The organism is Pseudomonas grandcourensis, assembly GCF_039909015.1.
Lineage (GTDB): Bacteria > Pseudomonadota > Gammaproteobacteria > Pseudomonadales > Pseudomonadaceae > Aquipseudomonas > Aquipseudomonas grandcourensis.
Map to the genome: position 1 here is coordinate 5,344,761 of NZ_CP150919.1, position 25,334 is coordinate 5,370,094.

General features: G+C 57.7%; 14 protein-coding genes. 6 read left to right on the forward strand and 8 right to left on the reverse strand.

Translation table 11 applies throughout. From position 1 onward, the window contains the following. Nucleotides 1-383 precede the first annotated feature (383 nt). The gene (locus tag AABM52_RS23920; RefSeq protein ID WP_347908423.1) at nt 384-5,216 is read left to right on the forward strand and encodes a DUF6543 domain-containing protein; all 4,833 of its coding nucleotides are present in this window, start codon (nt 384-386) and stop codon (nt 5,214-5,216) included. Nucleotides 5,217-5,233: 17 nt separating this feature from the next. Here AABM52_RS23920 and argR read toward each other — a convergent pair whose 3' ends face one another. The 6 genes from argR to acs form a co-directional block, all read right to left on the reverse strand. After that, a complete protein-coding gene (gene argR, locus AABM52_RS23925; protein ID WP_347908425.1) occupies nt 5,234-6,214 on the reverse strand; it encodes a transcriptional regulator ArgR in 981 nt (326 codons plus the stop codon). A 113-nt stretch (nt 6,215-6,327) separates the two neighbouring features. Then, a complete protein-coding gene (locus AABM52_RS23930) occupies nt 6,328-7,092 on the reverse strand; it encodes an ATP-binding cassette domain-containing protein (protein WP_347908427.1) in 765 nt (254 codons plus the stop codon). Between the two features lie 37 nt (nt 7,093-7,129). Next, a complete protein-coding gene (locus AABM52_RS23935) occupies nt 7,130-7,828 on the reverse strand; it encodes an ABC transporter permease (RefSeq protein ID WP_347908429.1) in 699 nt (232 codons plus the stop codon). After that, nucleotides 7,825-8,514, reverse strand: a complete 690-nt coding sequence (locus tag AABM52_RS23940; protein WP_015096506.1) for an ABC transporter permease — start codon at nt 8,512-8,514, stop codon at nt 7,825-7,827. Before AABM52_RS23940 ends, AABM52_RS23935 begins: the two co-directional genes overlap by 4 nt. 91 nt (nt 8,515-8,605) lie before the next feature. Next, on the reverse strand, nt 8,606-9,382 hold the full coding sequence (locus AABM52_RS23945; protein WP_116261908.1) for an ABC transporter substrate-binding protein: 777 nt from the start codon (nt 9,380-9,382) through the stop codon (nt 8,606-8,608). A 701-nt stretch (nt 9,383-10,083) separates the two neighbouring features. Next, nucleotides 10,084-12,039 (reverse strand): acetate--CoA ligase, encoded by a 1,956-nt coding sequence (gene acs, locus AABM52_RS23950; RefSeq protein WP_347908432.1) that lies wholly within the window; start codon nt 12,037-12,039, stop codon nt 10,084-10,086. A 428-nt stretch (nt 12,040-12,467) separates the two neighbouring features. On the opposite strand from acs, the gene AABM52_RS23955 reads away from it, so the two are divergent. The 5 genes from AABM52_RS23955 (at nt 12,468) to AABM52_RS23975 (ending at nt 20,375) form a co-directional block, all read left to right on the forward strand. Next, nucleotides 12,468-12,731 (forward strand): DUF2790 domain-containing protein, encoded by a 264-nt coding sequence (locus tag AABM52_RS23955; RefSeq protein WP_347908435.1) that lies wholly within the window; start codon nt 12,468-12,470, stop codon nt 12,729-12,731. 189 nt (nt 12,732-12,920) lie between these two features. Further along, nucleotides 12,921-13,196 (forward strand): hypothetical protein, encoded by a 276-nt coding sequence (locus AABM52_RS23960; RefSeq protein WP_347908438.1) that lies wholly within the window; start codon nt 12,921-12,923, stop codon nt 13,194-13,196. A gap of 527 nt (nt 13,197-13,723) precedes the next feature. Beyond that, nucleotides 13,724-14,971 (forward strand): ribonucleotide-diphosphate reductase subunit beta, encoded by a 1,248-nt coding sequence (locus AABM52_RS23965; protein WP_347908441.1) that lies wholly within the window; start codon nt 13,724-13,726, stop codon nt 14,969-14,971. Between the two features lie 1,285 nt (nt 14,972-16,256). Next, the gene (locus AABM52_RS23970; protein ID WP_347908443.1) at nt 16,257-19,025 is read left to right on the forward strand and encodes an STY4851/ECs_5259 family protein; all 2,769 of its coding nucleotides are present in this window, start codon (nt 16,257-16,259) and stop codon (nt 19,023-19,025) included. 816 nt (nt 19,026-19,841) lie between these two features. Beyond that, nucleotides 19,842-20,375, forward strand: coding sequence for a Bro-N domain-containing protein (locus tag AABM52_RS23975; RefSeq protein ID WP_347912681.1), 534 nt, complete (start codon nt 19,842-19,844; stop codon nt 20,373-20,375). 135 nt (nt 20,376-20,510) lie between these two features. Here AABM52_RS23975 and AABM52_RS23980 read toward each other — a convergent pair whose 3' ends face one another. Beyond that, nucleotides 20,511-21,608 (reverse strand): HNH endonuclease, encoded by a 1,098-nt coding sequence (locus AABM52_RS23980; RefSeq protein WP_347908446.1) that lies wholly within the window; start codon nt 21,606-21,608, stop codon nt 20,511-20,513. Between the two features lie 197 nt (nt 21,609-21,805). After that, nucleotides 21,806-25,309: an alkaline phosphatase family protein gene (locus AABM52_RS23985; RefSeq protein WP_347908448.1), complete on the reverse strand. Its 3,504-nt coding sequence runs from the start codon at nt 25,307-25,309 to the stop codon at nt 21,806-21,808. Between the last annotated feature and the right edge of the window lie 25 nt (nt 25,310-25,334).

The window sequence follows — 25,334 nt, forward strand, 5'->3', positions numbered from 1 at the left end:
CCGGGTTTACGGCAATGCGACATATAGGGTCGCAAAGGCGCAGTTTAACTGGCGGCGGGCGTTTGCGGCAGGCTTGCTGCGTTGTAACGCTTGCCAATGGTCCGAGTGCGGTAAATATGTACCGCACAGCGTCCAGGTTCGCGGGTTTTCCTAGTGGCCCTTCAAAGCCAACGGCCACTGACCCCATGACTACCGAATCTACTGCCACTGTTACTTCCGATGCTTTCAGGCCGGATGCTCATTTCCAGCATCTGCAGAATGTCATCCCCTCCTGGCTCCGCCATACGGCGCCCCACCGACGCGAGGCGCTGCGCAACATCACCCCTGCCCTCCCCGCCGGACTAGGGGCCGCATCGAAACATCACCACACCGAACTCACCAGATTGATCGCCCGACAGGTCTCCAGCCAAAACCAGGTCGACAAGGCGCTGGCCAACCTGCAGAACCCCGCGGACTTCGCCGAACCGTTGCTCAAGGCCGAAATCAAGCGCCGCTTCGGCCTGGATCTGAATGTGCGCGAAACGTTTTTGCGCCTCTACCTACCTGATCACCTGCCGTGGCTACGGCTGAAGTCGGGCGCTGCGCGCATCTGGACGGTATCGCTACTGGACGCCGCGCTGCACAATTTCGAAGATGCCGAGACCCGCTTCGATGCCTTCGAGCCGGCCTCGACGTACATCACCGCGCCGTCTTCCAACGGGCAATTCCTGACTTTGCCGCTGATCCTGGAAAAAATGCCTGTCACGGCATTTACCGGCATGTGTCGGGGGCTGGACATTGGCCAGCGCTATAAAACCTATCTGGAAGACAACCTGAGTATCGGCAACCCGGTGGACTCGGCGCTGCTGCAAGGGAAAATCCGCGACAGCCAGAAATCCGCAATCACCGCCGCATTGCACCTGGCGCAGATGCAAAACCTGCTGGGCAGCGACACCCACAGCCTGATGCTCGGCCTGCTCGACAACCTGCCGCATCTGCGCCTGCACAGGCAGCCATGGCGCGGTCATGACCTGACGATCCTCAACGCGCGCCTCACCGGCATCCTGCTGTTTGCCCCAGACCTGGAGCGCGCTCGGGAAGTGGTTCGCGTGGTGGCTTATATACCGGGCGACCCCGAACAGCCGATCAAGGAATACCCCTCGTCTGCGGCCTTCGCCGAGGAACTGGGCTGGCGTCTATGTGACCCCGCCTATCAACAGTTTTTCAGTCGCTTCATTAACCATGAGGACCGCGGTCACTTTTTCGCACAACTGAACCAGTTGCTTGTGCCGATCACCTGGCAACCGGTCCAGCCAGGCGATCCTCGTCCGACCTGGCGGGAACAGCCCAACCCGCGCGCGGATCTGAAGATCGTGGCAACGCCTGTCACAGCAGACCTGTGGACTCACCTCTACCAGAGCAAACTCAACAAGATCCTCAACGATGCGCGGGTGATCGCGGTGTCCACTGCAACGGTCGACCAGAAAGCCCGCTGGGCGCTGTGGGATTCCTTCACGGAAATTGCCTCGGCACTGCTGAACATCGCCGCTTTCGTCGCACTGCCGTTCGTGCCGTTTCTCGGCGAACTGATGCTGGGCTACATGGCCTACCAGTTGCTCGACGAAACCTTCGAAAGCGTGGTCGACTGGGCCGAGGGGCAGAGTCGCGAGGCCTTCGGGCACTTGATGGGGGTGGTGGAGTCCGCGGTGCAACTGGGGACCTTTGCCGCAGGGGGTGCGATCGCCGCCGGCGAATTTCGCTCGGTATTGCCCCGGGAGATCGTTGAATTCATCGACCGCTTCAATACGGTAAAACGGCCGAACGGCGACACCCGCTACTGGCAGCCCGACCTGACCGGCTATGAACACCCCGGGGTTTTACCCAAGGATGCAAAACCGGATGAGCTGGGATTGCACCCGCATCAGGGCAAAAACCTGCTGCCCCTGGAAAACAAGCACTACGCCGTGAGCAAGACCCCGCTAACCGGCGAGTACCGCATCGACCACCCCACCCGCCCTGACGCCTACAAACCACAACTGCGACACAACGGCAGCGGTGCCTGGCAAACCGAACTCGACCAGCCGTTGAGCTGGGACCAGTCCACCGTATTGCACCGTGTCGGCCCGGACATGCAGCGTTTTTCGGCCAGCACCCGCGAGCGCATCCTCAGCATCAGCGGCAGCCACGAAGATGCCCTGCGCAAGATGCACGTGAATGCCGGACAGGTGCCGCCGCTATTGGCCGACACACTCAAACGCTTCGGGATCGAACAGGACATACAAGCCTTTATCGATCAGATCGGCAGTGACCAGCCGGAACACTTCCTCAAGGCGGATCCGGTGACACAGTTGGAACTGCTCAATGAAAACGGCTACTGGCCGGCAGACAAAGGCTTGCGACTGTTCGACGACAATACGCAAACCCTTTGGCAAAGCCCGGCACCCGATGTGCCCGTGGTGCAAATCGATATCGCCCGCCTCACCGACGGCGACCTGCTGAAAACCTTTCTCCTGGCCCTGTCGGACAGCGAAGCCAGAACGCTGCTGGGCGAAGAGTTCGGTCACCGCTCCCCAACCGCGGAAAACCGGGCGCAGCGGTTGCGCCAGATACTCGCGCGGCTTGCCGAACAGAAACGGCAGACGCTGTTCGACCAGCGTTACCGCCGACTCGAACGTGGCGCTCGCGCAGCCGTACAAGTGGTCATGGATGCCGAACCCGGGCTGCCACGCAGCGTTGCACAAGCGATTGTGGACACAGCAAGCGACCTGGAACTGCAGCAGCTGAAAAACGCAACCCTTGCCCCTCGATTAGCCGAGCTGAGCCGGGAGGCCAGACTGCAAGTGCGCGTGACTCGCGCCTACGAGGGGCTTGAATTGCCATCGACCGAGAACAACCTCGACACCGACCGGCTGGCCTTGCACACCCTGGAAAAACTGCCGGGCTGGACGGCAGAGCTACGTCTGGAAATCCGCCAGTACGCCCATGAAGGTCCGCTGATCGACAGCCTTGGCCGTGTCGACGCGCCCCTGCGTAAAGTGCTGGTGCTCAGAGAAGAAGGCTCGTATCAGGCCTTCGATCATGACGGCGAAGAACTCAGCGGCACGGGCTCGCTTTACACCTGCCTGCTACAGGCCATGCCGGACAGCGAACGCACCGCCCTGAATCTGAATATCGGTGAAGGTGAACGGCTCAAGCAGCTGATTCGCCAGCACGCCTTGAGCCGTGATGCATTGCGCGCGCTGCTGGCTCAACACCCCGACCTCAAACCCACCTACGACCCAAAGGTGATGCGCTTGCTTGGTGGCGGTGACGGGTATCGTCAAATGCCACGCAACATACCGACCTTGCAAAGTCGGGCGCAGACACTGTTTCCCCATCTGTCCGCCGAAGAGCTCGACGCCTTCGTCGAACGCTTGCAGCAACACCCCAGCGGACCACGGGCAGAACTGAGTCGGCTGATGACTCAACACGCGCAACTGCTGGAGACGCTTTCGTCCTGGCGCGATGAAATTCCGCTGTTCATTCCGGATACGCAAATCGGGATCACGCCCGAGCAATTCGCTGCGCAACAGCAGGTCCGCCGTCAATTCACTATCCATCTGGCCGACTGTTGGCGCCAGCAATGGACCCTCCCCGAGACCGCGCTTGAAGCAGTCGACCTCAACTTCCTCCAACCCATCATCGGCCAATTACCAACCCTGGGCACCGACTTCAGCGGCATCAGCATGCTAAGGATGGATGGCGGTAGCGCCACGCGGGGCATGCACGAGTTTCTGCGCAGTTTTACCGGGCTACGTTTCCTGAAACTGCGCGACTTCAACCTTGGTCGCCTGCCGGACACCCTTGCATCGCTGCAACTCGAAGAGCTCATTCTGAGCAATTGCGCGATCACCCTCAGCCCCGAAAGCCAAGTCGGGCTCGCGGGCCAACATCGGTTGACCACAATGGACTTGTACAAGAACCCCCTGGGCCTGGCACCCGATGTCGGCAGCATGCCCGATTTGAACTACATCGACCTATCGCAAACAGGCATCACTGAACTCCCGCGCGAATTGATGACGCGTCCGCGCCTGCGCACCGCCCTGCTCAATGACAACCAGATCAAAGAGTTGTCCGGCGCACTGTTCACGCTGCAACGAAGCACCCAGGAGGGGTTCGACCTGGGCAACAATCCGTTTTCCGGCGCAACCCGTGAACGCCTCAAGCAGCACTTCCTCCAGACCCATCAGGACTTCGGTATCTTTGCCGAGGAAGCCGACATCCACCGCGTGCAAGCGCTGTACCCCATGATGGACCAAGAGGACGCCAGCAAATTCGCGCTCCTGTTACCCGGCACACTGGACGAGGGTCGAATCGCATTGACCCGCTTGGAAGCGGAACTCACCACCCTTGAAAACGACCTGTCGGCCTGGACCGGCAATATTCCAGCCGTCCACCCCCACAGCAACCAACCCTTCACGGCCCAGCAACTGCTGATCGAACATTCGACGCGGGACGCATTCAGAGAGTCCGTACTGCGCTGCTGGCGCCGGGAAACCGGTCCGGATGATTTCAACGATACGCTGCAGGCGACTACTTATGACCTGAGTCTGGAGACGCGGATTACCGGCAACCTGCCGACACTGAGCGCAGACTTCAGCCATGTTTCCATGGTTTACCTGAGTAGCGAGAGCGGCCTGACCACAGGTATCACCGGGTTCCTGGAGCGCTTCCCCAAACTCAAGACCCTGGTGATCAACGACTTCAGGCTGGGCGATATCCCGGAGGCGATTTTCCGGATGAGCGATTTGAAGTCTCTCAATCTCCTGGACTGCAACATCACCCTGACCCCGCAGTCGGTCCTGAACCTGGCCGAGATGGCCCGGCTGGAATTCATCGACTTGAGAAACAATCCACTGGGGCTTGCTCCGGATATCAGCCAGATGACGGACCTGGCGACCTTGCAACTGGACAACTGCGAGCTCAGCGAATTACCCGCCGGACTGATGCAGCTCAAGAGCCTGGAAACCGTGGACCTGAGCGACAACGCGATCAGCCAGATACCCGCCGACCTCCTCGAGCTACCGTTGGAGGTCGCCGAAAGCATCAGCCTGCGGGGTAATCCGTTGTCTGAAGAAAGCCTGCAAATCCTGCTTGAGTATTTCAGGCTGACCAGCGTCGACTTCGGAGTTCAGGAAGTCATCGATCGAGCAGAACTGGAGGTGTCGACATCCGAGACGTCCGAACCGGAAAGTTGATCGGGATCAGGCGCGGATCAACCGCGCTCCGGCGGCACCGATGACAATTCGAACGGGCTGCTGCTGCGCCGCTGGTTGCGATCTTCCCGCGGCGTGGCACCGAAGAAATTGCGGTAGGCGCTGGAGAAATGCGGCCCCGAGGAGAAGCCACAGGACAGGCCGATCTGGATGATCGACTTGCTGGTTTGCATCAACATTTGCCGGGCCTTGTTCAGGCGCAGCTCCAGGTAGTACTGGCTCGGCACACGGTTGAGGTATTGCTTGAAGATCCGCTCCAACTGCCGACGGGACACGCACACATGTTGGGCGATTTCGTCGGTGGTCAGCGGCTCTTCGATGTTGGCTTCCATGAGCAACACGGCTTGAGTGAGCTTCGGATGGCTGGAACCGAGGCGGTTCTGCAACGGAATGCGCTGGCGTTCGCCGCCCTCGCGGATGCGCTCGACCACCAGTTCTTCGGATACCGCACCGGCCAGTTCCGCACCATGGTCGCGGGCCAGCACGGCCAGCAACAGGTCGAGCACCGACATGCCGCCGCACGCGGTCAGGCGATCGCGATCCCAGTCGAACAGGTGGCTGGTGGCGATGACCTTCGGAAAGCGCTCAGCGAAATCGTCCTGCCAGCGCCAATGCACGGCCGCGCGATAACCGTCGAGCAAGCCCAGTTGTGCCAGCGGGTAAACCCCGGCCGACAGACCGCCGATCACGCAACCGGAACGCACCAGTTGTTTGAGCGCACTGCTGAGCGCCGGCGCCAATGCGGTCGGTGGTTCGTCAGCGAGCAGGAACAGTTTCTGGAAGTTTTCGAGTTTGCCGGTCCACGCCTCACCCGGCAATTGCCAGGCGTTTTCGGCCGGCGGTTCGGCCTGCAGGAACGACAACTCGTAAACCACGTCCGGATGCACACGCTGGGCAACACGCAAGGCCTCCTCAGCCAGCGCAAGCGTCAGTGCTTTAGTGCTGGGCCAAATCAGGAAACCAATTCGATGGGCAGTCATGGTGGGCAATCCGAAGCGAAAACAGTGTTAAAAGCCAGAAGCGGCTGCAACCAAATTAGACCATCTGGCGCGCGCTGCGCAGCATGGCCTAATTTGGTGCGTAACGGGAGCGATTACTTCAAGCTGCCGGACAGGAATTGCTGCAAACGCTCGGATTGCGGGTTCACCAGCACTTCGCGCGGGTTGCCGCTTTCTTCGACCAGACCTTTGTGCAGGAACACCAACTGGTTCGACACTTCGCGGGCAAAGCCCATTTCGTGGGTCACCACGACCATGGTCCGGCCTTCCTGGGCCAGGGCCTGCATGACTTTCAGCACATCGCCGACCAGCTCCGGGTCGAGGGCCGAGGTCGGCTCGTCGAACAGCATCACCTCAGGCTCCATCGCCAGCGCACGGGCAATCGCCACGCGCTGCTGCTCGCCGCCGGACATGTGGCCAGGGTAAGCATCCTTGCGATGGGCCACGCCCACCTTGTTCAGGTAGTGCTCGGCTTTCTCGCGAGCTTCAGCCTTGGACATGCCCAGCACATGCACCGGCGCTTCCATGATGTTTTCCAGCGCGGTCATGTGCGACCACAGGTTGAAATGCTGGAACACCATCGACAGGCGCGAACGCATGCGTTGCAGCTGTTTCGGGTCGGCCGCCTTCAGCGCGCCGTCCTTGTTCGCCACCAGCTTCAGCTCTTCGTTGTTGAGCAGGATCCTGCCCGCGTGCGGCTGCTCCAGCAGGTTGATGCAGCGCAGGAAAGTACTTTTGCCGGAGCCACTGGAACCGATGATGCTGATCACATCGCCGGCTGCCGCTTTCAGGGACACGCCCTTGAGCACTTCGTGACTGCCATAGCGTTTATGCAGGTCTTGGACTTCAAGTTTGTACATGCTGTCGGTTCTCACAAAAACAGTCAGTCAGTGGTATTCAGTGCTTGCGCGGGGCCAGGTAGCCCAGCCAGCGGCGCTCGGCCATCTTGAACAGCTTCACCAGGATGAAGGTCAGGCACAGGTAGAACACGCCGGCGGTGATGTACGCCTCGAACGGCAGGTAGAACTGGGCGTTGACCGTGCGCGCGGCACCGGTGATGTCGATCAGGGTCACGATGGACGCCAGACTGGTGGTCTGCAGCATCATGATCACTTCGTTGCTGTACTGCGGCAGCGCGCGGCGCAGGGCCGACGGCAGCAGGATGCGCTTGTACATTTTGAACCGCGACATGCCCATGGCCTTGGCCGCTTCGATCTCGCCGTTCGGCGTGGCGCGCAGGCTGCCGGCGATGATTTCGGCGGTGTAGGCGCTGGTGTTGATCGCGAACGCCAGGCACGCACAGAACGTTGCGCTGGACAGCCACGGCCAGAGGAAGCTTTCACGCACCGCTTCGAATTGCGCCAGACCGTAGTAGATCAAGAACAGCTGCACCAGCATCGGCGTGCCGCGGATCACGTAGGTGTAGAGCCAGGCCGACATGTTGACGACCGCGTTTTTCGAGACGCGCATCAGGCCCAGCGGCAAGGCGCACAGCAAGCCGAAGAACAGCGACAGCGCGAGCAGTTTGAGGGTGGTCACCAGGCCGCCGAGGTACAGCGGCAAGGCCTCCCAAATGACGTTGTAGTCGAAGATCATAGATCAGCCGCCCTTACGCCTACCGAGTAGCGCTTCTCAAGGTGACGCAATGCCAGCAACGACACACTGGTGATCACCAGGTACATCGCGGCCACTGCGAGGAAGAAGGTGAAAGGCTCGCGGGTGGCATCGGCCGCCTGCTTGGCCTTGAACATCATGTCTTGCAGACCCACCACCGAAATCAGCGCGGTCGCCTTGGTCAATACCAGCCAGTTGTTGGTGAAACCCGGAATCGCCAGGCGAATCATCTGTGGCACCAACACCCGGAAGAACACCTGAAAACTGCTCATGCCGTAAGCCATGCCGGCTTCGGCCTGACCTTTGGGGATCGCCATGAAGGCGCCACGGAAGGTTTCCGACAGGTACGCACCGAAGATGAAGCCCAAGGTGCCGATACCGGCGGCCAACGGGTTCAGGTCGATGTACTCGTCAAAGCCGAGCAGCGGTGCGACGCGGTTGAGCAGGTCCTGTCCGCCGTAGAAAATCAGCAGGATCAGCACCAGGTCGGGAATACCGCGGATCACCGTGGAATACAGGTCGCCCAGCCAGGCCAGCCAGCGCACCGGCGACAGACGCAGTGCCACGCCGATCAGGCCCAGAACGATGGCCATGGCCATGGACGACAAGGCGAGCTGAAGCGTCAGCCAAGCGCCATCGAGGATGACAGCCCCGTAGCCTTTCAACATGATTCAGGTCCTCGAAAGTTGGGATGAAAAAATGGCGCAAACCTCAGAGATCCTGTTGCTTGCGCCATTTCGGACTTGTCGCTGGGACGTATTACTTGCCGTAGATATCGAAGGCGAAGTACTTGTCCTGGATTTGCTTGTACTTGCCGTTCGCACGAATGGCCGCGATAGCGTTGTTGAGCTTGTCCAGATCTTCCTTGTCGCCTTTGCGCACCGCGATGCCTACGCCGTCGCCGAAGTATTTGACGTCGGTGAACGCAGGGCCGACGAAGGCGAAACCTTTACCGGCGTCGGTTTTCAGGAAACCGTCATCCAGAAGCGTAGCGTCTGCCACGGTGCCGTCGAGGCGGCCGGCGGCCACGTCGAGGTAAATTTCGTTCTGCGAACCGTAAGGCTTGATCTCGGCACCCAGCGGGGCCAGGACTTCGCGGGCGAAACGCTCGTGGATCGAACCACGCTGCACGCCAATGTTCTTGCCCTTGAGCTCGGTCAGGCCTTCACTGACCTGAGTGCCTTCCTTCATCACCAGGCGAGCCGGGGTGTTGTAGTACTTGTTGGTGAAGTCCACGGACTTCTTGCGATCTTCAGTGATCGACATGGACGACAGGATCGCGTCGATCTTGCGCACTTTAAGCGCAGGGATCAGGCCGTCGAACTCTTGCTCGACCCAAACGCACTTGACCTTCATCTCTTCGCACAGAGCGTTGCCGATGTCGTAGTCGAAACCAACGATGCTGCCGTCCGGCGCTTTGGACGCGAACGGAGGGTAAGCCGCCTCGATACCGATTTTCAGAGGTTTTTCATCGGCGAAGGTTGGCAGGGACAGCACGGACAGTGCCAGGGCGCCAAGCAGCACGAGTTTCTTCATCTTGGGACTCCATCGGTAAAGGGCAAAAACGGCAGAGTGAGCAACAGCCCAATATGCGAGTGAGTGGAACCGGAAAGCAGTGCTGCGTCCTACATTGCGCGTGCGAAATTTCAACACGAGCAACGACGAGCGAGTGATCGGCATTCTAACGACAGGCCCGAGGCCGATATTTCTTCAATGCGACAACTAATTACAGAAGCACTGAGAAAGCCGTTTTAGCGCGTTGACAGCCCTGCAAAATCATGCAAGAGCAAAAGACATTGAACCGATCTATGTTGCAAATTGCGGGCCTATTATTGGCAAACCCTTCTAATCCGGCAAGCGCAGTGTAGTGGCTTATTTTTTTGAGGCGCATTTCAGGCCCGGATTTGGCCTCCGGCGTTTCCCAATGCCCCGTATTGGCGCGATGCGGTTACACATTCAGTAACCTGAAAGAATGCGGGTAACAGTAGGAATCGTCCTACGGCTGAAGCCGATATTTATTGGCTGTTGTTTATTGGGTGTCTGACAGATCGCCTTCGCGGGCAAGCCCGCTCCCACAGGGATTTGCGGTGTGCACGCGATCTGAACCACACCACGAAACCTGTGGGAGCGGGCTTGCCCGCGAAGAGGCCAGCCCAGCCAACACAAAAACCCCAGACACAAAAAAGCCCCGCCAGGCGCAACACCTGACAGGGCTTTCAGTGACTCAGAACCAGCGCTTACGCGACATTCATCGTCTTGTGCGTATCAATCAGGTGCTGCACCACACTCGGATCAGCCAAGGTGGAGATATCACCCAACCCATCGTACTCAGCCGTCGCAATCTTGCGCAGAATCCGCCGCATGATCTTGCCCGAGCGAGTCTTCGGCAGCCCCGGTGCCCACTGGATCACATCCGGCGAAGCAATCGGGCCGATCTCCTTGCGCACCCAGTTTTTCAGTTCCAGGCGCAGTTGCTCGTTCGGCTCTTCACCGTTCTTAAGGGTGACATAGACATAAATGCCCTGCCCCTTGATGTCGTGCGGCACACCGACCACAGCGGCTTCGGCGACTTTCGGGTGAGCGACCATCGCGCTTTCGATCTCGGCGGTACCCATGCGGTGGCCGGACACGTTGAGCACGTCGTCCACGCGACCGGTGATCCAGTAGTAACCATCGGCATCGCGACGGGCGCCGTCACCAGTGAAGTACATGCCACGGAAGGTCTTGAAGTAAGTGTCGACGAAGCGGTCATGGTCGCCAAACAGCGTACGCGCCTGGCCTGGCCACGAATCGAGAATCACCAGGTTGCCCTCGGCCTCGCCTTCGACGATGTTGCCCAGGTTGTCCACCAGTGCCGGCACCACGCCGAAGAACGGACGCGCCGCAGAGCCTGGCTTGAGCGCATGAGCGCCGGGTAGCGGGCTCATCATGTTGCCGCCGGTTTCGGTCTGCCACCAGGTGTCGACGATCGGGCAACGGGACTTGCCGACATTCTTGTAGTACCAGTCCCAGGCTTCCGGGTTGATCGGCTCGCCCACCGAACCCAACAGGCGCAGGCTGCTGCCGTCAGCCCCTTCAACAGCGGCGGTGCCCGAAGCCATCATGGCGCGGATTGCGGTCGGCGCGGTGTAGAGGATGTTGACCTTGTGCTTGTCGACGATCTTCGCTACCCGGGTGATGTCCGGGTAGTTCGGCACGCCTTCGAACAACAGCGTGGTCGCGCCGTTGGCCAGCGGGCCGTAGACGATGTAACTGTGGCCGGTGACCCAGCCGACGTCGGCGGTGCACCAGAAGATTTCACCCGGGCGGTAGTCGAACACGCGCTCGTGGGTCATGGCTGCATACAGCAGGTAGCCGCCAGTGGTGTGCTGCACGCCCTTGGGCTTGCCGGTGGAGCCCGAGGTATAAAGGATGAACAGCGCTTCTTCGGCGCCCATCTCTTTCGGCGCGCAAACGGTGCCGGCCACCTTCATCAGGTCCTCGAACCAGATGTCGCGATGCTGGTTCCACTTGATGTCGCCACCGGTGCGCTTGCACACGATGACTTTCTGGATGCTGCTGGTTTCCGGGTTGGTCAGCGCGTCGTCGACGTTGGCCTTGAGCGGGATCCTCTTGCCGGCACGAATACCTTCGTCAGCGGTGATCACCACTTTGGATTTGCAGTCGATGATGCGACCGGCCAGGGCTTCCGGCGAGAACCCGCCGAACACCACCGAGTGAATCGCGCCGATCCGGGTACAGGCCAGCATGGCGACCACGGCTTCGGGGATCATCGGCATATAGATAGTCACCACGTCGCCGCGGTGCACGTCCTGGCCACGCAGGGCGTTGGCGAACTTGCACACTTGCTCGTGCAATTCGCGGTAGGTGATGTTGCGGCTTTCGGCAGGGTCATCGCCCTCCCAGATGATCGCGACCTGATCACCGCGCTCGGCCAGATGGCGGTCGAGGCAGTTGTAGGAAACGTTCAGGGTGCCGTCGGCGAACCATTTGATGTCGACATGGTGATCGTCGAAGGAAGTCTGCTTCACCGTGGTGAAAGGCTTGATCCAGTCGAGGCGCTTGGCTTGCTCGCGCCAGAAGCCGTCGGGGTTGACGACCGACTGCTGGTACATCGCCTTGTAGGTCGCCTCGTCGGTCAGCGTGTTAGCCAGAACCTCGGGACGAACGGGATACAGGGAAGCCGCACTCATCTTTCTTACCTCGGTGGAATAGTTGTTTTTGTATGACCACGTTTTAGCGGGGCCGGGCCTATAGAACCATTCGACGATGGTAGTAACAAGCCCCTACAAAATGTCGTGAAAAACCTTCAAACCCACTACCGCCGCGGTACCTGTGGGAGCGAGCCTGCTCGCGAAGGGGCACTAAAGAACACCCATTTCAAGGCTGAGACCCGCACAGACCGGGGATTGTTACAGGATCTGTCAAAAGTGTTTATCAAATCCACGGCTATATGGACGAGGCGCCCACGCCTAAAATCAGCCACGCCAACAAGGCAACCTGATTAACCCAGTTGCAGCCCCCACGAAGGCAGTTAATCAAACACCCTGGTACTGAAGCTCCACACGCAATCCCAAAAGGATTGCGTGCCCCCTTTCGACCTCTAAAAGGTAAATATTAAATGAAAGCTTTATTGGTTCTGGCCCTCAGCAGCGTGTGCGTAACCGCCATGGCCGGCGAGGTCCCGACTGATGTCGCCCAGCAACAACCACCCATCGAGGAATACACTTACTCGATGAATCTGGACATCGCCAAAGTGATCTCCATGAGCGAAGCACCGAACGTGTGTGAAGTTGTACCGATGAAAATGGAATACGAAGACTCCAACGGCCAACGGCATATCCTGCGTTACAGCGCGATGGGCAACGGCTGCTCCAACGGCTGATCTCCTGCTTCACCCCTCCCCCAAAAGGTTCGACCCACCCGCCGCGATCAGGCAGATGAAGCGCCGAACCTTAAAGATCTATTAATTCGATTGCTTTAAGCATTTATTTGCGCTTTTTAATCGAAATGGCAGGCGTAGAATCAACTGCAACCCAAGACAAACAACACCTGCGAAACTGGAGTAACGACCATGAAAACCCAACTGATCCTCGCCCTGACCCTCTCCGTCCTGGCTGCCAACACCTTCGCTGCCGATGGTTACGACCGCACCGGCTCGGCTGCTTACACCACTGAAGCCGCTGTCGTTTCCGACGGTTACGACCACACCGGTTCCGCATCCTTCGCCGCCGATGGTGCCGATCACATCGGCGCAGGCAAACTGGCCTCCGATGGCGCTGACCATACTGGTGCCGCCCGCCTCGCCGCCGATGGCGCAGATCACGTCGGCGCCGCTCACCTGAGCTGATCCGCCAGCGTGACTTCACAGCCCGACTTCGGTCGGGCTTAGTTGTGTCTGGAGCCTGAGAAAACCCCACCGAAACACAAGATGTAGTGAAAAAAGCCTTTTTTGGTTATTTCTTGAACAAAAATAATCCGGGGCAAAAAATCAGGAAAAAAAATCTTCCCCCGCCAATGCCCTCCAAAGCCCTGTAAACCCTCACTCCGACCGAAAAACGGCCCCCGTCGACCGATCCGTGAGCCATTTCGCCGCACCACAGCACGCAAAACTTCCCTATAATGCGGCCTTAAACGGGCCTGCAATATTCCCTTACAGGGACGAAAAGCCAGTCTGAAGCCCCGCACAAGCGATCAAAGCTTGCTGCGCCCATCAGTGGCTCTCGGAACCCCGTACAAAATTCTGTTTGATGCCTGCGTATAGCTGCCGCAAAAAACGATTCCTTTAGATCCAACGCGGCCAGTAAGGCCGTGTGAAAAACTGACCTATCCAATTTCACACGGGCACACTGGCCCTCACGCAGGAGACGACACGTCATGCTGAGCTGGGACGAATTCGACAAAGAAGACACGGAAGTAGCAGTCAAGGGCACTAACGCTGGCCACGCCACCGAAGCCAACATGGACCGTCTCGACAGCGCCGGCGGTGCCGCCGCCCTGGAAGCCCGTGCCGTGACCGCCACTGACTCCGCCGCCGTTGCCCGCGCCAAAGCTGCCCTGGATTCCCTCGACGTCGCCGAAGGCCTCGCCGAACTCGAAGGCGCCTCCGCCCGTGTCGCCGTTGACGAAAAGCGCATGATCAACTGCCGCGCCGACCTCAACCAACTCGTACCCTTCAAGTACGACTGGGCCTGGCAGAAGTACCTGGACGGCTGCGCAAACCACTGGATGCCGCAAGAAGTCAACATGACCGCCGACATCGCCCTCTGGAAAGACCCGGAAGGCCTGACCGACGACGAGCGCCGCATCGTGATGCGCAACCTCGGCTTCTTCTCCACCGCCGACTCCCTGGTTGCCAACAACCTGGTCCTGGCCGTGTACCGCCTGATCACCAACCCGGAATGCCGCCAGTACATCCTGCGCCAGGCCTTCGAAGAGGCGATCCACACCCACGCCTACCAGTACTGCATCGAATCGCTGGCCATGGATGAAGGCGAAATCTTCAACATGTACCACGAGATCCCGTCGGTCGCGAAAAAAGCCACCTGGGGCCTGAAATACACCCGTTCGATCTCCGATCCGAAGTTCGAAACCGGCACCGTCGAAACCGACAAAGAGTTGCTGCGCAACCTGATCGCCTACTACTGCGTTCTGGAAGGCATCTTCTTCTACTGCGGCTTCACCCAGATCCTCTCCATGGGCCGCCGCAACAAAATGACCGGCGTCGCCGAGCAGTTCCAGTACATCCTGCGCGACGAATCCATGCACCTGAACTTCGGCATCGACGTGATCAACCAGATCAAAATCGAAAACCCGCATTTGTGGGATGCCGAGATGAAGGAAGAGGCTTCGCAGATGATTCTGCAAGGTACTCAGCTGGAGATCGAATACGCACGTGACACCATGCCTCGTGGGGTGTTGGGTATGAATGCGGCGATGATGGAGGACTACCTGAAGTTCATCGCTAACCGTCGCCTGTCGCAGATCGGTTTGAAGGAAGAGTATCCAGGGACGACCAACCCGTTCCCTTGGATGAGCGAGATCATGGACTTGAAGAAAGAGAAGAACTTCTTTGAGACGAGAGTGATTGAGTATCAGACTGGTGGGGCTTTGAGCTGGGATTGATTCCCTAGTCGTGAAGTCGCATCAAAACCTGAACCCATCTCATAAAAAATGAAACGGGTTCTGCGAAAAGGGTTGCCAGCTGGCAGCCCTTTTTTTGTTTTTGCTTCGGCGAAAACGAGACTATTGCGGTCGAAGAGGTAGAAGTTTCAGAGCGCGACATTGACCGCATCGAGAAATCCGTGCGCGCCGGGTAAGGAATCCATGAGGTATTTCCTCGACTGGCGACGGTAGGCACACGGAAGGATTGTGAAGGGGTGAACCTAGTCGTTCATTTTACTAAGAAGGCGCTCCTGTTCGCTATATCGGTGGTGACGATCCTGCCGATGCGGCGGCGGTGCGTGAGCTAGATCTCCAGAAGAAGTTTTACTTAGGGGCGGCACAGCTCGCGGAGAAGCTCAGTCTGACGCAGCCAAAGGCCAGAGCATTACGAGTCCACTTAGGGGGCGATGAGGATGTGTCCTGCCGTCATGTCTTTGAGTTTGACTCGACCAGACATCCCTGCTTTTCTGACAATGCGTTCAGGAGAATGCGTGAAACCCTGGATTACCTGGATATCGAGGAGATTTGGTGGGCGCGTCCGCGATAGGAGAAGCTGACTCAAAGCTCGGCGGTCAGCACCTTGATACCAACCGCTTCGCAGAACCGTCCCACAGCGGTCAGCGATTTCCCTACCCACACTGACTCGCGCCGCGAGCAGATCGGCAGCCACTTGGCGCCGAGGCGCAGTTACAGGCGCCAGGTCTCGCGGTCCCGCAGCACGCGAAACTCTCGCGCCGCCCCGGTCTCGACCTACGCGCCAAGGTCTACTGCTCAATGGATCTCTTCATTGGCAGCCCTTTCGTTCCACTACTACGCCATGCCCCCTTTCGCCGAACATGGCTATAGCAAAAAGCCATCTTAAAGGGCGCAACCAAATCTCGGATCACGATGCCGCGCCCGATTGTCACGCATTGGCGCTGACTAGCTCAGTCCACAATTGCCTCGGCTCGCCCACCTGTGACTCCATCTCCCGAATCGAATCAACCACCAACCCGCGTCTGATTTCCGGTAAGCGCTCCATAAACCCAAGGACAGCGCGCTCAGCCGCAAAATCAGCCGCGCCTTGCAAGCATGAATAACGATTACAGCCTCTACACTACTATCAAGATACAAATGTCGACGGCGCTTCACGAAGATGGCACAGTGACACACAGCTCAAAAACTGAGGTAGTGCCGCTATAGACGTCGCCAAGAGCCTGCGCAGCGCTGCATGATTTTGAACCATTCAGCATAAGGATTTGCGTCAATGACCGCATGCACCCCTGCTGTTAATCCCATAAAAGCTTGGCTCAGTGAATTTTTACTCACCCGAGAGCTATTCAAAGGCCCCAACGGCAAACCTCTGTATAGCTACCAACTGTCCGAACACGAGTACGCATCCTTACGTGATTTGCTTCGAAAGTATTTGCGTCTGGCGTCCAGTCCAGTCCAGTTCATACACCTGGGAGCATGTTTTTGTTTATTCGTCAGTGAGCAGTACCGTAGAAATTACAACAGCTCATGGTCCTGGTCAGGCGCTGAGAGCGAGTTAGCCGTCTCACTTTCACACAGCCAGCATGCAACCTTGACCAGTAAAGGACTGGAATACTGGAAGCGCCCTATTCGATACCGTGAAAACGGTAGGGATTGGCTAGGGTCACTTTTCGCAGAAGGTGGGTTACCTTGGCCCCTAGTTCAAAAGGAATCACATGGCTTTGGCAAAGCCGTCAATCGAGGCATTAATCTCTTCAGTGCAGGGAGCAGCCACCGAACAACTGCTGACCTAATAGCGGCGCACGAAGATGAATTGCCAATTTCCTTTCGAAATCTAGAAACCAGGCAGCTGCTTGCCGGCATTGTTGAACAGTTGATGCATCTGGCGGGGCAATATCCGCTTAAGGATCAGAAAGACCCGGCTGCCTACCTGGATAAAGTCGCTCCTGAGTGGACAGAAGCCTTTCCAATCCCTCTCGATGAAACTAACGCTAGAGGCCTGATTAATGATTGGCTACATGATGCTGGCAAGCAGCGGCTTGATAGCAAAGAGGCCCTAATTCAAGCCCGAGCATTCACCTGTGAGCATTTTCTATTAGGCACACTGCCAGACTGGAGGATTAGGACAGAGCTTGCCTTACCAAAGGAACACTCATTTGATATTGATGCCCAGCAGCTGGGTAGCACTCGGCTCGATCAAGCCTATTACGAAGGTGAGCACATACTAGCTCGTGGGCCTGCGGTGTATGCCCAGCTGAACGAGTCGCGTCTGACGATCCGCTTCTCCAATCCCTCAATATCAATAGAACGTCGCCGGCTAGGCGAACCTGTCACGCTGCGCTTACTCGACAATGGACGAGTTGTTCAATGTTACCAATTCGACGGCAGCGAGTTGGATTACGAAGAGACGCCGTTAGTTTTTGAGCAGCGGGCTGACTGCTGGCAATTAGTCGGAACGTCCTCTTGCGGTGTTGCTGGTGAGTCCGCACGTATTCGCATTCCGACCAAATTTAGTATTTCGTCAGACGGCCCCGCACCATCGCTACTGACTACCGACAGAGAGAACGGCCAGTGGCTGGATTTACGGGCCGACATATCGCTCCAAAACGGCCCTGATCTCTATCGAATCGAGCTAAATAAAAATCTAAACGAACACCGTAAGCCCGCTCTGGCCGGTGTTCAGGGCCTCTATGACAGCAATCCGAGTGTTGTGTATTTGGGTTGGCCACGACTGGAGCTGCCCGAAGACTATGAGTTTGGTTTGGGCGATATTCTAGAGTTTGCTAATGGGCAACCCCTGGATAGTCTTCGCCGTAACGGCCCTTTAGGTGTCGTTCGTTACAACTTAAAAAGCCGCACGGGAAAAACGCTGTTAACACGCCGTTTTGCCGTCTTACCCAAAGAATTCAGTACCTCGTTGCTTCCCGCAACCACCGAAAAACCTGCGCGATTGCAGGTCAAAGGTGCGCTCCAGCTTGACTTGAAAATCGACAGCTCGCTGCTAATGGCCAAGCGGTTGGAGTCTGATCAGCCCGTAACCACTTTCAGCCTTATTCACCCAACCGATGCACCTCCTGCTGGTTTTACGCTGAAGATCGACCAGAAAAACAGCAATCAGCCACTACAACTTCGTCTCCCGTATCCGTATCAAGGGGCACGGCTTATTGGACCAGACGACCGGCCTTCACGAGCACATGAACTTACGTTAGCTGAGCTAATAGGTCATCGCATTGCATTGACCTCAGGACAAGCTCAAGGGCAAAGCTTCTACATGCAATTGGAACTGGTGTGCGAGGCGCTGCCGCATCCAAAACGGCACTATGAGATCAAAGTAGGCTCATCGCCCACGCTGCTAAATTTATTTAGCTACCAAAATGACATGCTGCAAATGCTAGGAGCAGTCGACGAACAAGATGCGTTTATCAGACTCACCCTAGAAACCGAAAAGCGTGCGCTCAGCCTGAATATCAGACGGTACAACGGCCGCTTGCAATGGGAAAATCGAGACACATTCACGATCTGCGAAATAAGTAACGCGACAATTTTGAATGAAACCGAAGCTGAAGCAATGTTGCTTTCCGATCCTAAGCAAGCACCAGTCAGAATTGAGGGACTCAAGAGCCAAGGTGTTACCACCGGGCGATTTATTATACCCAACACCATGCAACGTGATGGCCCATGGCTAATCTATCCTGCCAAAGATAGTAAAACTCAATTTCGCCCTGCGCTGTTCGTGTCGACATCGTCGATTGCTGAAATTCAAACTGAAGTTTTTTCCCTGCACAGGGCAACACAGGTTTACCACCCAAAAACCAACCCAGATGCCATCAGTCAACAAATCACCGCGATGGCAATAGAGTTTGGACACAGCGGCTGGCAATATTTAGCGGATTTGAAGCAGCACTACGCACACCTGCCGTTGTCTTCATTTGAAAGCTGGAAGGCACTGTCAAAGCAACCAGAGGCGCTTGCATTCGCGGTGCTCCGACTAGAAATGGACGAAGCTAGCATCCACTGGCGATCAGTCCAGCAATCAAATTAGTCATGACTGGAGGTTTCAACTTGATCAAGAAGCACTTCTTAAGCTTTGGTTGGGTAGCCAGTTCTCCATCTCACCTGAAATTGAAATAAAAGAACGAAGCAGGGAGCTTCAACACGCGAGAGTGATAACAGTAGATTGGGCATCGGGTAAGCGCAGCAAAGTTTTCCTTGATCAAGGAATGGGTTACTGGCGAGGTAGAATGCCGTATCGCGACCAGATGGGGTTTGACTTCCGCGCTAACCACGAGAGCCAAGCGCTACAAATGCTGGAGAAATATAAAATGGCGCAAATGTGTCCTAGCGGCGATTGGCCCACTTACATGAGTCTGCTCGTGAGCTAAGCCAAGCCAAGCACCCAATGAGTCAGAGAGTGGTGTCCACCTAAGGTAAAGTGGACGCCACTCGTCTGTCTTTAAAGGCGCTCCAAAATTATCTGTGCGTCGGATTTCTTTAGACCACTACACAAATCGAACATCTGAAAGCCCCCGATCTGATCGGGGCGTTCTTATGGGGTAGGAAAACACCTACTGGCAATCTCAGTAGTAGCTAAACCTCCTACAGAAAATCCAGCACATTCTGTATTGAGGGTCACTCCAAGCAACTCTAAACTTTATTGCAAGCGCCTAAGAAACGCCCAACGTAGAAGCGACTTCATCACACAGAATGCATGCTGGCATCCGCCATACATGCGCAATCCTGTGGGTAGGAGGAACCGCTTGTTGGGATTTCTTAAATCCTCTACGTCGGGCTCTGGCCATTTTCAACTTTATACGTAGAGGTAATGGATATGCCTGTAAATACTTCACTCCGATCAGTAATCTCTGATCCTTTCCATCCAATGATCTTTACCCTCCATAACCTACCGCTCCATGCCCTCCTGCTGGAAAATCAACCATGGTTCTGTGCCCGTGACATTGGCCGCTTGATGGGTGTCCATCTGAGTGATCGCATGGTCAGCAAACTGGATAAGGATCAACGCTGCTTCTTGTGGATTGAGTATTTCCGACAACCACGGAAACAGCTAATGCTCAGCGAGTCCGGTGTGTATGCACTATTGGTGTATCACTATGTTCCCGCAAATCGATTGTTACGCGAATGGCTGACCCAGCAGGTTGTGCAGGCCTTACGTGATGCCGTGCAGCCGTATGCTGCGGATCGACCGATGTTGAGTTCGTTGGACTGGCCGGAAATGTCGTTAAATCTGCTGCACTGGCGGGGTGAAAGTTGGATTCGGCTACGAGACATGCCTTACCTGTTAGACGATCAAACGCAGCGGCGGGTGTTGGTAGCTAAGCCTTGGTGGCGGAAGGTAGCCCGGGTGTTTCAGTCGTCGAAGCATTCGAGGGACTAAGGACAGCCTGTAGGAACGAAAACGCGAGGGTTTCCTACAAGCACTTCACCAACTGTCCTCATTTCCATAACCAGCAACTCGCAGCCTCTCAATATTTGCAGGCAACAGCCCTCACTGCCTCAGCACACAGTTCAATCAGGCTTCAATTGCTTCCAACCGCTGCTTCAACTTCTCATTCAGCAACGCTCCATGTACTCCAGAATGAATTTCCCGATGGCAACTTGGGCACACGGCTCCCACATAGCGCGGGTGATCTAGTCCACCATCTGAGAGCCGGTTTACGTGATGCGGCTCTAAGTAGGGGGTGCCATCCTTTTTCGTAAAAGGAGCCGGTTTCTCACAGCTCTCACATTCTCCCTTGGCGCGCATCAGCACATAGTGCGCAACCTTTCGGCTGCGCTGGTAGATCTTACGCGGAGCGGATACCCCTAAATCATCGCTGCTGGGCTTACATGCAGCCAGCGCAGCCAACCGCGCAGCATCCAGAGACCCGGAAAGGTCAGCCTCATCTTCATCCTGTTCTTCAGCTTCAATTGCTTCAGCAGGAATTGCCACAGGGACTAACCGAAAAACAATCGCCGTCCGATCCTGGCCGCTCACATCCGGCTGGATCTGCTCAAACGTGTCGGCGCAAGAAAACTCGCCCATGTAAGCGTTGCCTTTACCTTTGCCTAGGGACTTAAACAAGTGAAGCGCTCGACCATCCACGGCATGCTCAGCAATGGCTCGGTTGCCACGGGTCAAAGTCATCGGCCCGCGCTGCCCTTCACCGGTATAAAAGTAGGCGCCGTCTTCCCAGTGGTCGGCATACCCGTATTGTTCACCGCTATCGCCAGTGAACAAAAAAATCGCAGGGTAGGTAGCGGACGCTGCAATGCCGCTTTGCAGGCTTCCACCGAACGGTCCGTTGATTTCAGTTTTTCGGTCGTAAACAGCTCCCGGTCTGAACTGCAAGACATGCGTGCCCTCCCCACTCGGTAACTCCACAACAGTGAAGCCCCGCTTTTTTAGATAACTGTTGGTCGGGTGCCCACCGGAGAACTCTCCTACGGCAATGCCAGTTGCCAGAGAGACGATTTTCTTCGCCGGATACAGTTCGCCGCCCGAGTGAACGGCGTAACGGTGAGCTAAGTTTTTTTCCCAGCCCAGCCACTCGTGCTTACTCCGAAATTTACGGTCAAATTCCAGCAACGCTTTGTCTATTCGTTCCTTCGAAACCGCTTTGATCACCACGAGTGCTGCCCTTTATCGACAATGGCTGTAGGAAAATTCCTACAATCACCAAAGTATCAAAAGGCTTCAATTTGTTATAGGGCGAAAAGCCACTATTTCTAAGCGCTATTGCTCAATAACGGGCAGCGGTGGAATGGACCAGCCGCTGTTCGCCTGCTACATGAATCTCATATCTTCCACGACAATACTCTGCGCCCTCACCTCCCCAACCCACTAATCCGCCACGGACACACCGCTGCCCTAACCCCACTCGGCCCAACAATCTCCGGCGTCTGCCCCAAGGACCTCGCACTCAACACACTCCCCACCCGCTCAATCAACTGATCAAACCCCAACGTCGCATCCTCCTGATGCAATTTGCGCAGTTGTTCGACCAGGGCATAGGTAAAGGCCCCATAGCTGTTCGACCCCACCTCATACTCATTGGCTTTTTCGTTCTCCCGCGCGGCATAGAGCATCAGCGGCATGTACGGCCCATGGTGGCCGTAGAGTTTGCCTTGGCGCAGCAGTTGGGCTTTTTTCTCGGGACGAAGGCCCGTGGCGGCGCCTTGGGTGGTGCGGGTGCGGGTGAGGCCGCGGGTTTTGTTGTCTTGTTCGCTGAAGTCGCGGCGGTCGCTGTCGACGGCGTAGACGCGGCGGTCCCAGTCGCCGGCGTAGGGGTCCCAGCGCAGCATGCGGTGGCGGATGTCGCTGGGTGGGGTGATGCCACGCACGCGGCCGTTGCCGCGGGTCATGCCGCCGGCGTAGCAGCAGTCGAACATGACGGTGAGTTTGGCGCCGTGGCCGTCCGGGTCGAATGGCAGGTGGCTGTAGAACTGGCGGAACAGTTTGTCGGTGAAGTGGGTGCTTTCGTCGTCCCAGTCGAAGTCGTGGAGCACCAGGGTTTCGTCCATGCAGTCGGCTTCGCCGCTGCTGCTGTAGACCGGCAGTTGAGTGCCGTGGCCGGAGTAGAACAACACGCGCTCGTCCCCGGCGCGGGCGCCTTCCACCAGCCATTCGAGGCGCTCGACGAAGTTGGCCCGGGTCGCTCGGGCGTCGTGCAGCAATCGGATGTCGCCAGCGTCGTAGCCGCTTTCCTGGAGCATGCGGCTGATCAGGTAGGTGTCGTTGATGCAGCCGTCCAGGCGTGCACTCGGGTCGAGGTAATCGTTGATGCCGACCACCAGGGCGCGGCGTTTGCGTTGGCCGCTGCGGGACAGGAACGCTGGCACTTCCAGTGCCCGTGCGGCCACCACATCACGGGCCAATTGCGGCCAGAGGCCGGTCTGGCTGGTGGGTGACGACAAGTAGGCCTGGGCGGCGTGGTTGAGGTCGAGCAGGTCATCGCGCAATGGCAAGGTGAATTCGGTTTGCAGGTCGACCCGCGCGGAATCCGGCGAGGTGATTGGCCGGGTCAGCAAGCCGTCGTTGGGGTTATAGAGGTGGAACCAGCGGCGGATGCCTCGGCCGTTTTCGCTCAGGCGCAGGACTCTCCCGCCCCACACTTCGCGCATCACCAGCGGCAGTGCGATCGGTGAGCCGAAGCTGACGAACACCCGGCCATCGATGCGCTTGAGTGCCGAACCTTTTTTCGCCACCGACCGGCGCAGGGCGTCGTAGCCGATCAGGCTGCCCAAGCCTTGGGCGAAGATGATCTGCGGATTGAATGCGTCGATCTTTGCGAGCAGATGTTGAGTCAACTCCGTGCGCAAATCGGCGTCTTCGATCCATTGCACGAGGGCGCCCACCGTGGTGCGCAACATCTGGTTGACCGGCAGGCCCCAACTGCCGAAGTTCTCGTCGGCCTTGCCCCTGGCATCGGCCCTCAGCATCGCCAGGCCTCGGGTGATCTGGGCGAAGTCCGGCCCCTCCTTGAGTTGCTCATCGAAGCACAGAAAGTCGATGTCCTGGTCATCGATGGGGCGACCGTTCTGTGCCAGTTGAGTGCGGATCAAGGTGCGCCATTGTTCCTGCCAGTTCGCATCGATACCGCCCTGCCCGCCCGTTGCCCGGCTGAACCCCACGCCGGGCAGGCACAGGACGCGCAGCCGTGTTGGCGCGACCTCCGATCCCGGCTCGACCAAGGCTTTGCTGGCCGGCGCCGCCACCGGGGGCACCGTTTGCCCTTGGGCGGTGACCATCAAATCCTGCAGGCGCCGCAGTTTCGCCTCCAGGCTGTCTGCACTGGGCGCGGCAGGCGTGAGTGCCGCCTGGCCCGGATCAGCCAGGGCACGACTGCGGTTGCCAAGAAAACCGCTGACCCACTGGGCGCTGCTCTTCCAGATCTGCTCTGGATCGAGGCCATCGAGGTAACCGGTGGCGCTGTCCACCACCTGTCGGCTTTGGGTCGCCAGTTCGGACTCGATCAATGGCAACCCGGCGCGACTCGGCACCACGGTGGCCGCCAATGTCGGCGCTGCCGTTACGCTCGGTGCGGCACGCCAGATGGGTGCATTGCCGAAGTGCTGCGCGGCGACCACCCGTGGGCCGAGGGCACTGCGCGGCACCTTGAAGTGATCGCAAAGAAACGCCAGCAAACTGGTGTGATCGTAGTGCTGCGCCTGGACATCGCCCGTCCAGGGGATCAAACCCGGCTTGAGCCACGGCGAAGCCAGGATCGCCGGTACACGCACGCCGAGGCGGGTGAAGGGGTTCTTCCAGGGCACATCGACCGTTGAACCGGTTGCCACGCAAGTTGGCGGCACCACGTGGTCTTGGAAGCCGCCATGTTCGTCGTACAACAGCACGAACAAGGTTTTGCTCCAGACAGCGGCATTGGCCGACAAGGCGTTGAACACCTCGCCGACGAACTGATCGCCAAAGCGCAAATCTTCAGGTGGATGATGGGACACGTTTGGCCCGAGTTTGCCGTTGAGCAGGCCATAGCTCGGTTCGATCCACGACAGTTCAGGGAGTTTGTTTCCGGCGACGTCTGCCTTGAAGTCGTCGATGCTCAGGTGCTGCAAACCACCCTTGACCAGCGCCGCCAACGGAACAGCGCCGTCGGAATAAATGCGCGCGTCATGGCCGTTGTTGCGCAGCAGCGAAAAAATGCTCTCGCCGCCGAACTGTGCGATCAGGCTTTTGATGCCGGCCAGTACCGTGCCGGTGGAGGGCATCAGTAGATGACCATTGCAACTGCCGAGCATGGCAAAAAAACGGTTCGGCCAGGTCGGGCCTGGGACCGAGGAAAACCAGCGGTCGCACACGGTGAAATTGCGCGCCAATCCGTGGATGGCCGGCAGCGTATCCTTCGCGGGCGTAGCGCCGAACGGGATGTAGTTCATCGCCCGCTGGGCCATGGATTGCGACCAGGTTTTGTACACTTTCAGGTCGGTGCGGGCCTTGTCGTAGGCGTCCTGGGCAAAACCATTGAGCGTGGGGTTGGCCGGGCTGGTCTTGAAGGCGACGCCCAGTTGTTTCTCTACATTGACGAACTCGTGACCAAGGTCGAAACCCTCGCTGTTGCTCGGCGGCAACGCCGGAGGCAGAGGGGGCGGCGGCGCCCACAGGCTGTAGTTCTCCGGGAACTCCGAGGCCTGGGTGATCACCGTCGAATTGCCATTGGCCAGCTTCAGCGGGTTGGTGCTGGGCGCCTTGCGGTTGATACCGTCACACGCGGGATTAATGCTTGTGTAATCCCCCAGCAAATGGTCGAACGAACGGTTTTCCATCATCAGTACGACAACGTGTTCAATCCCGGCGGGCCAGTTGTTCGGCATGGTTCGCTCCTTGATGTGAAGTCTC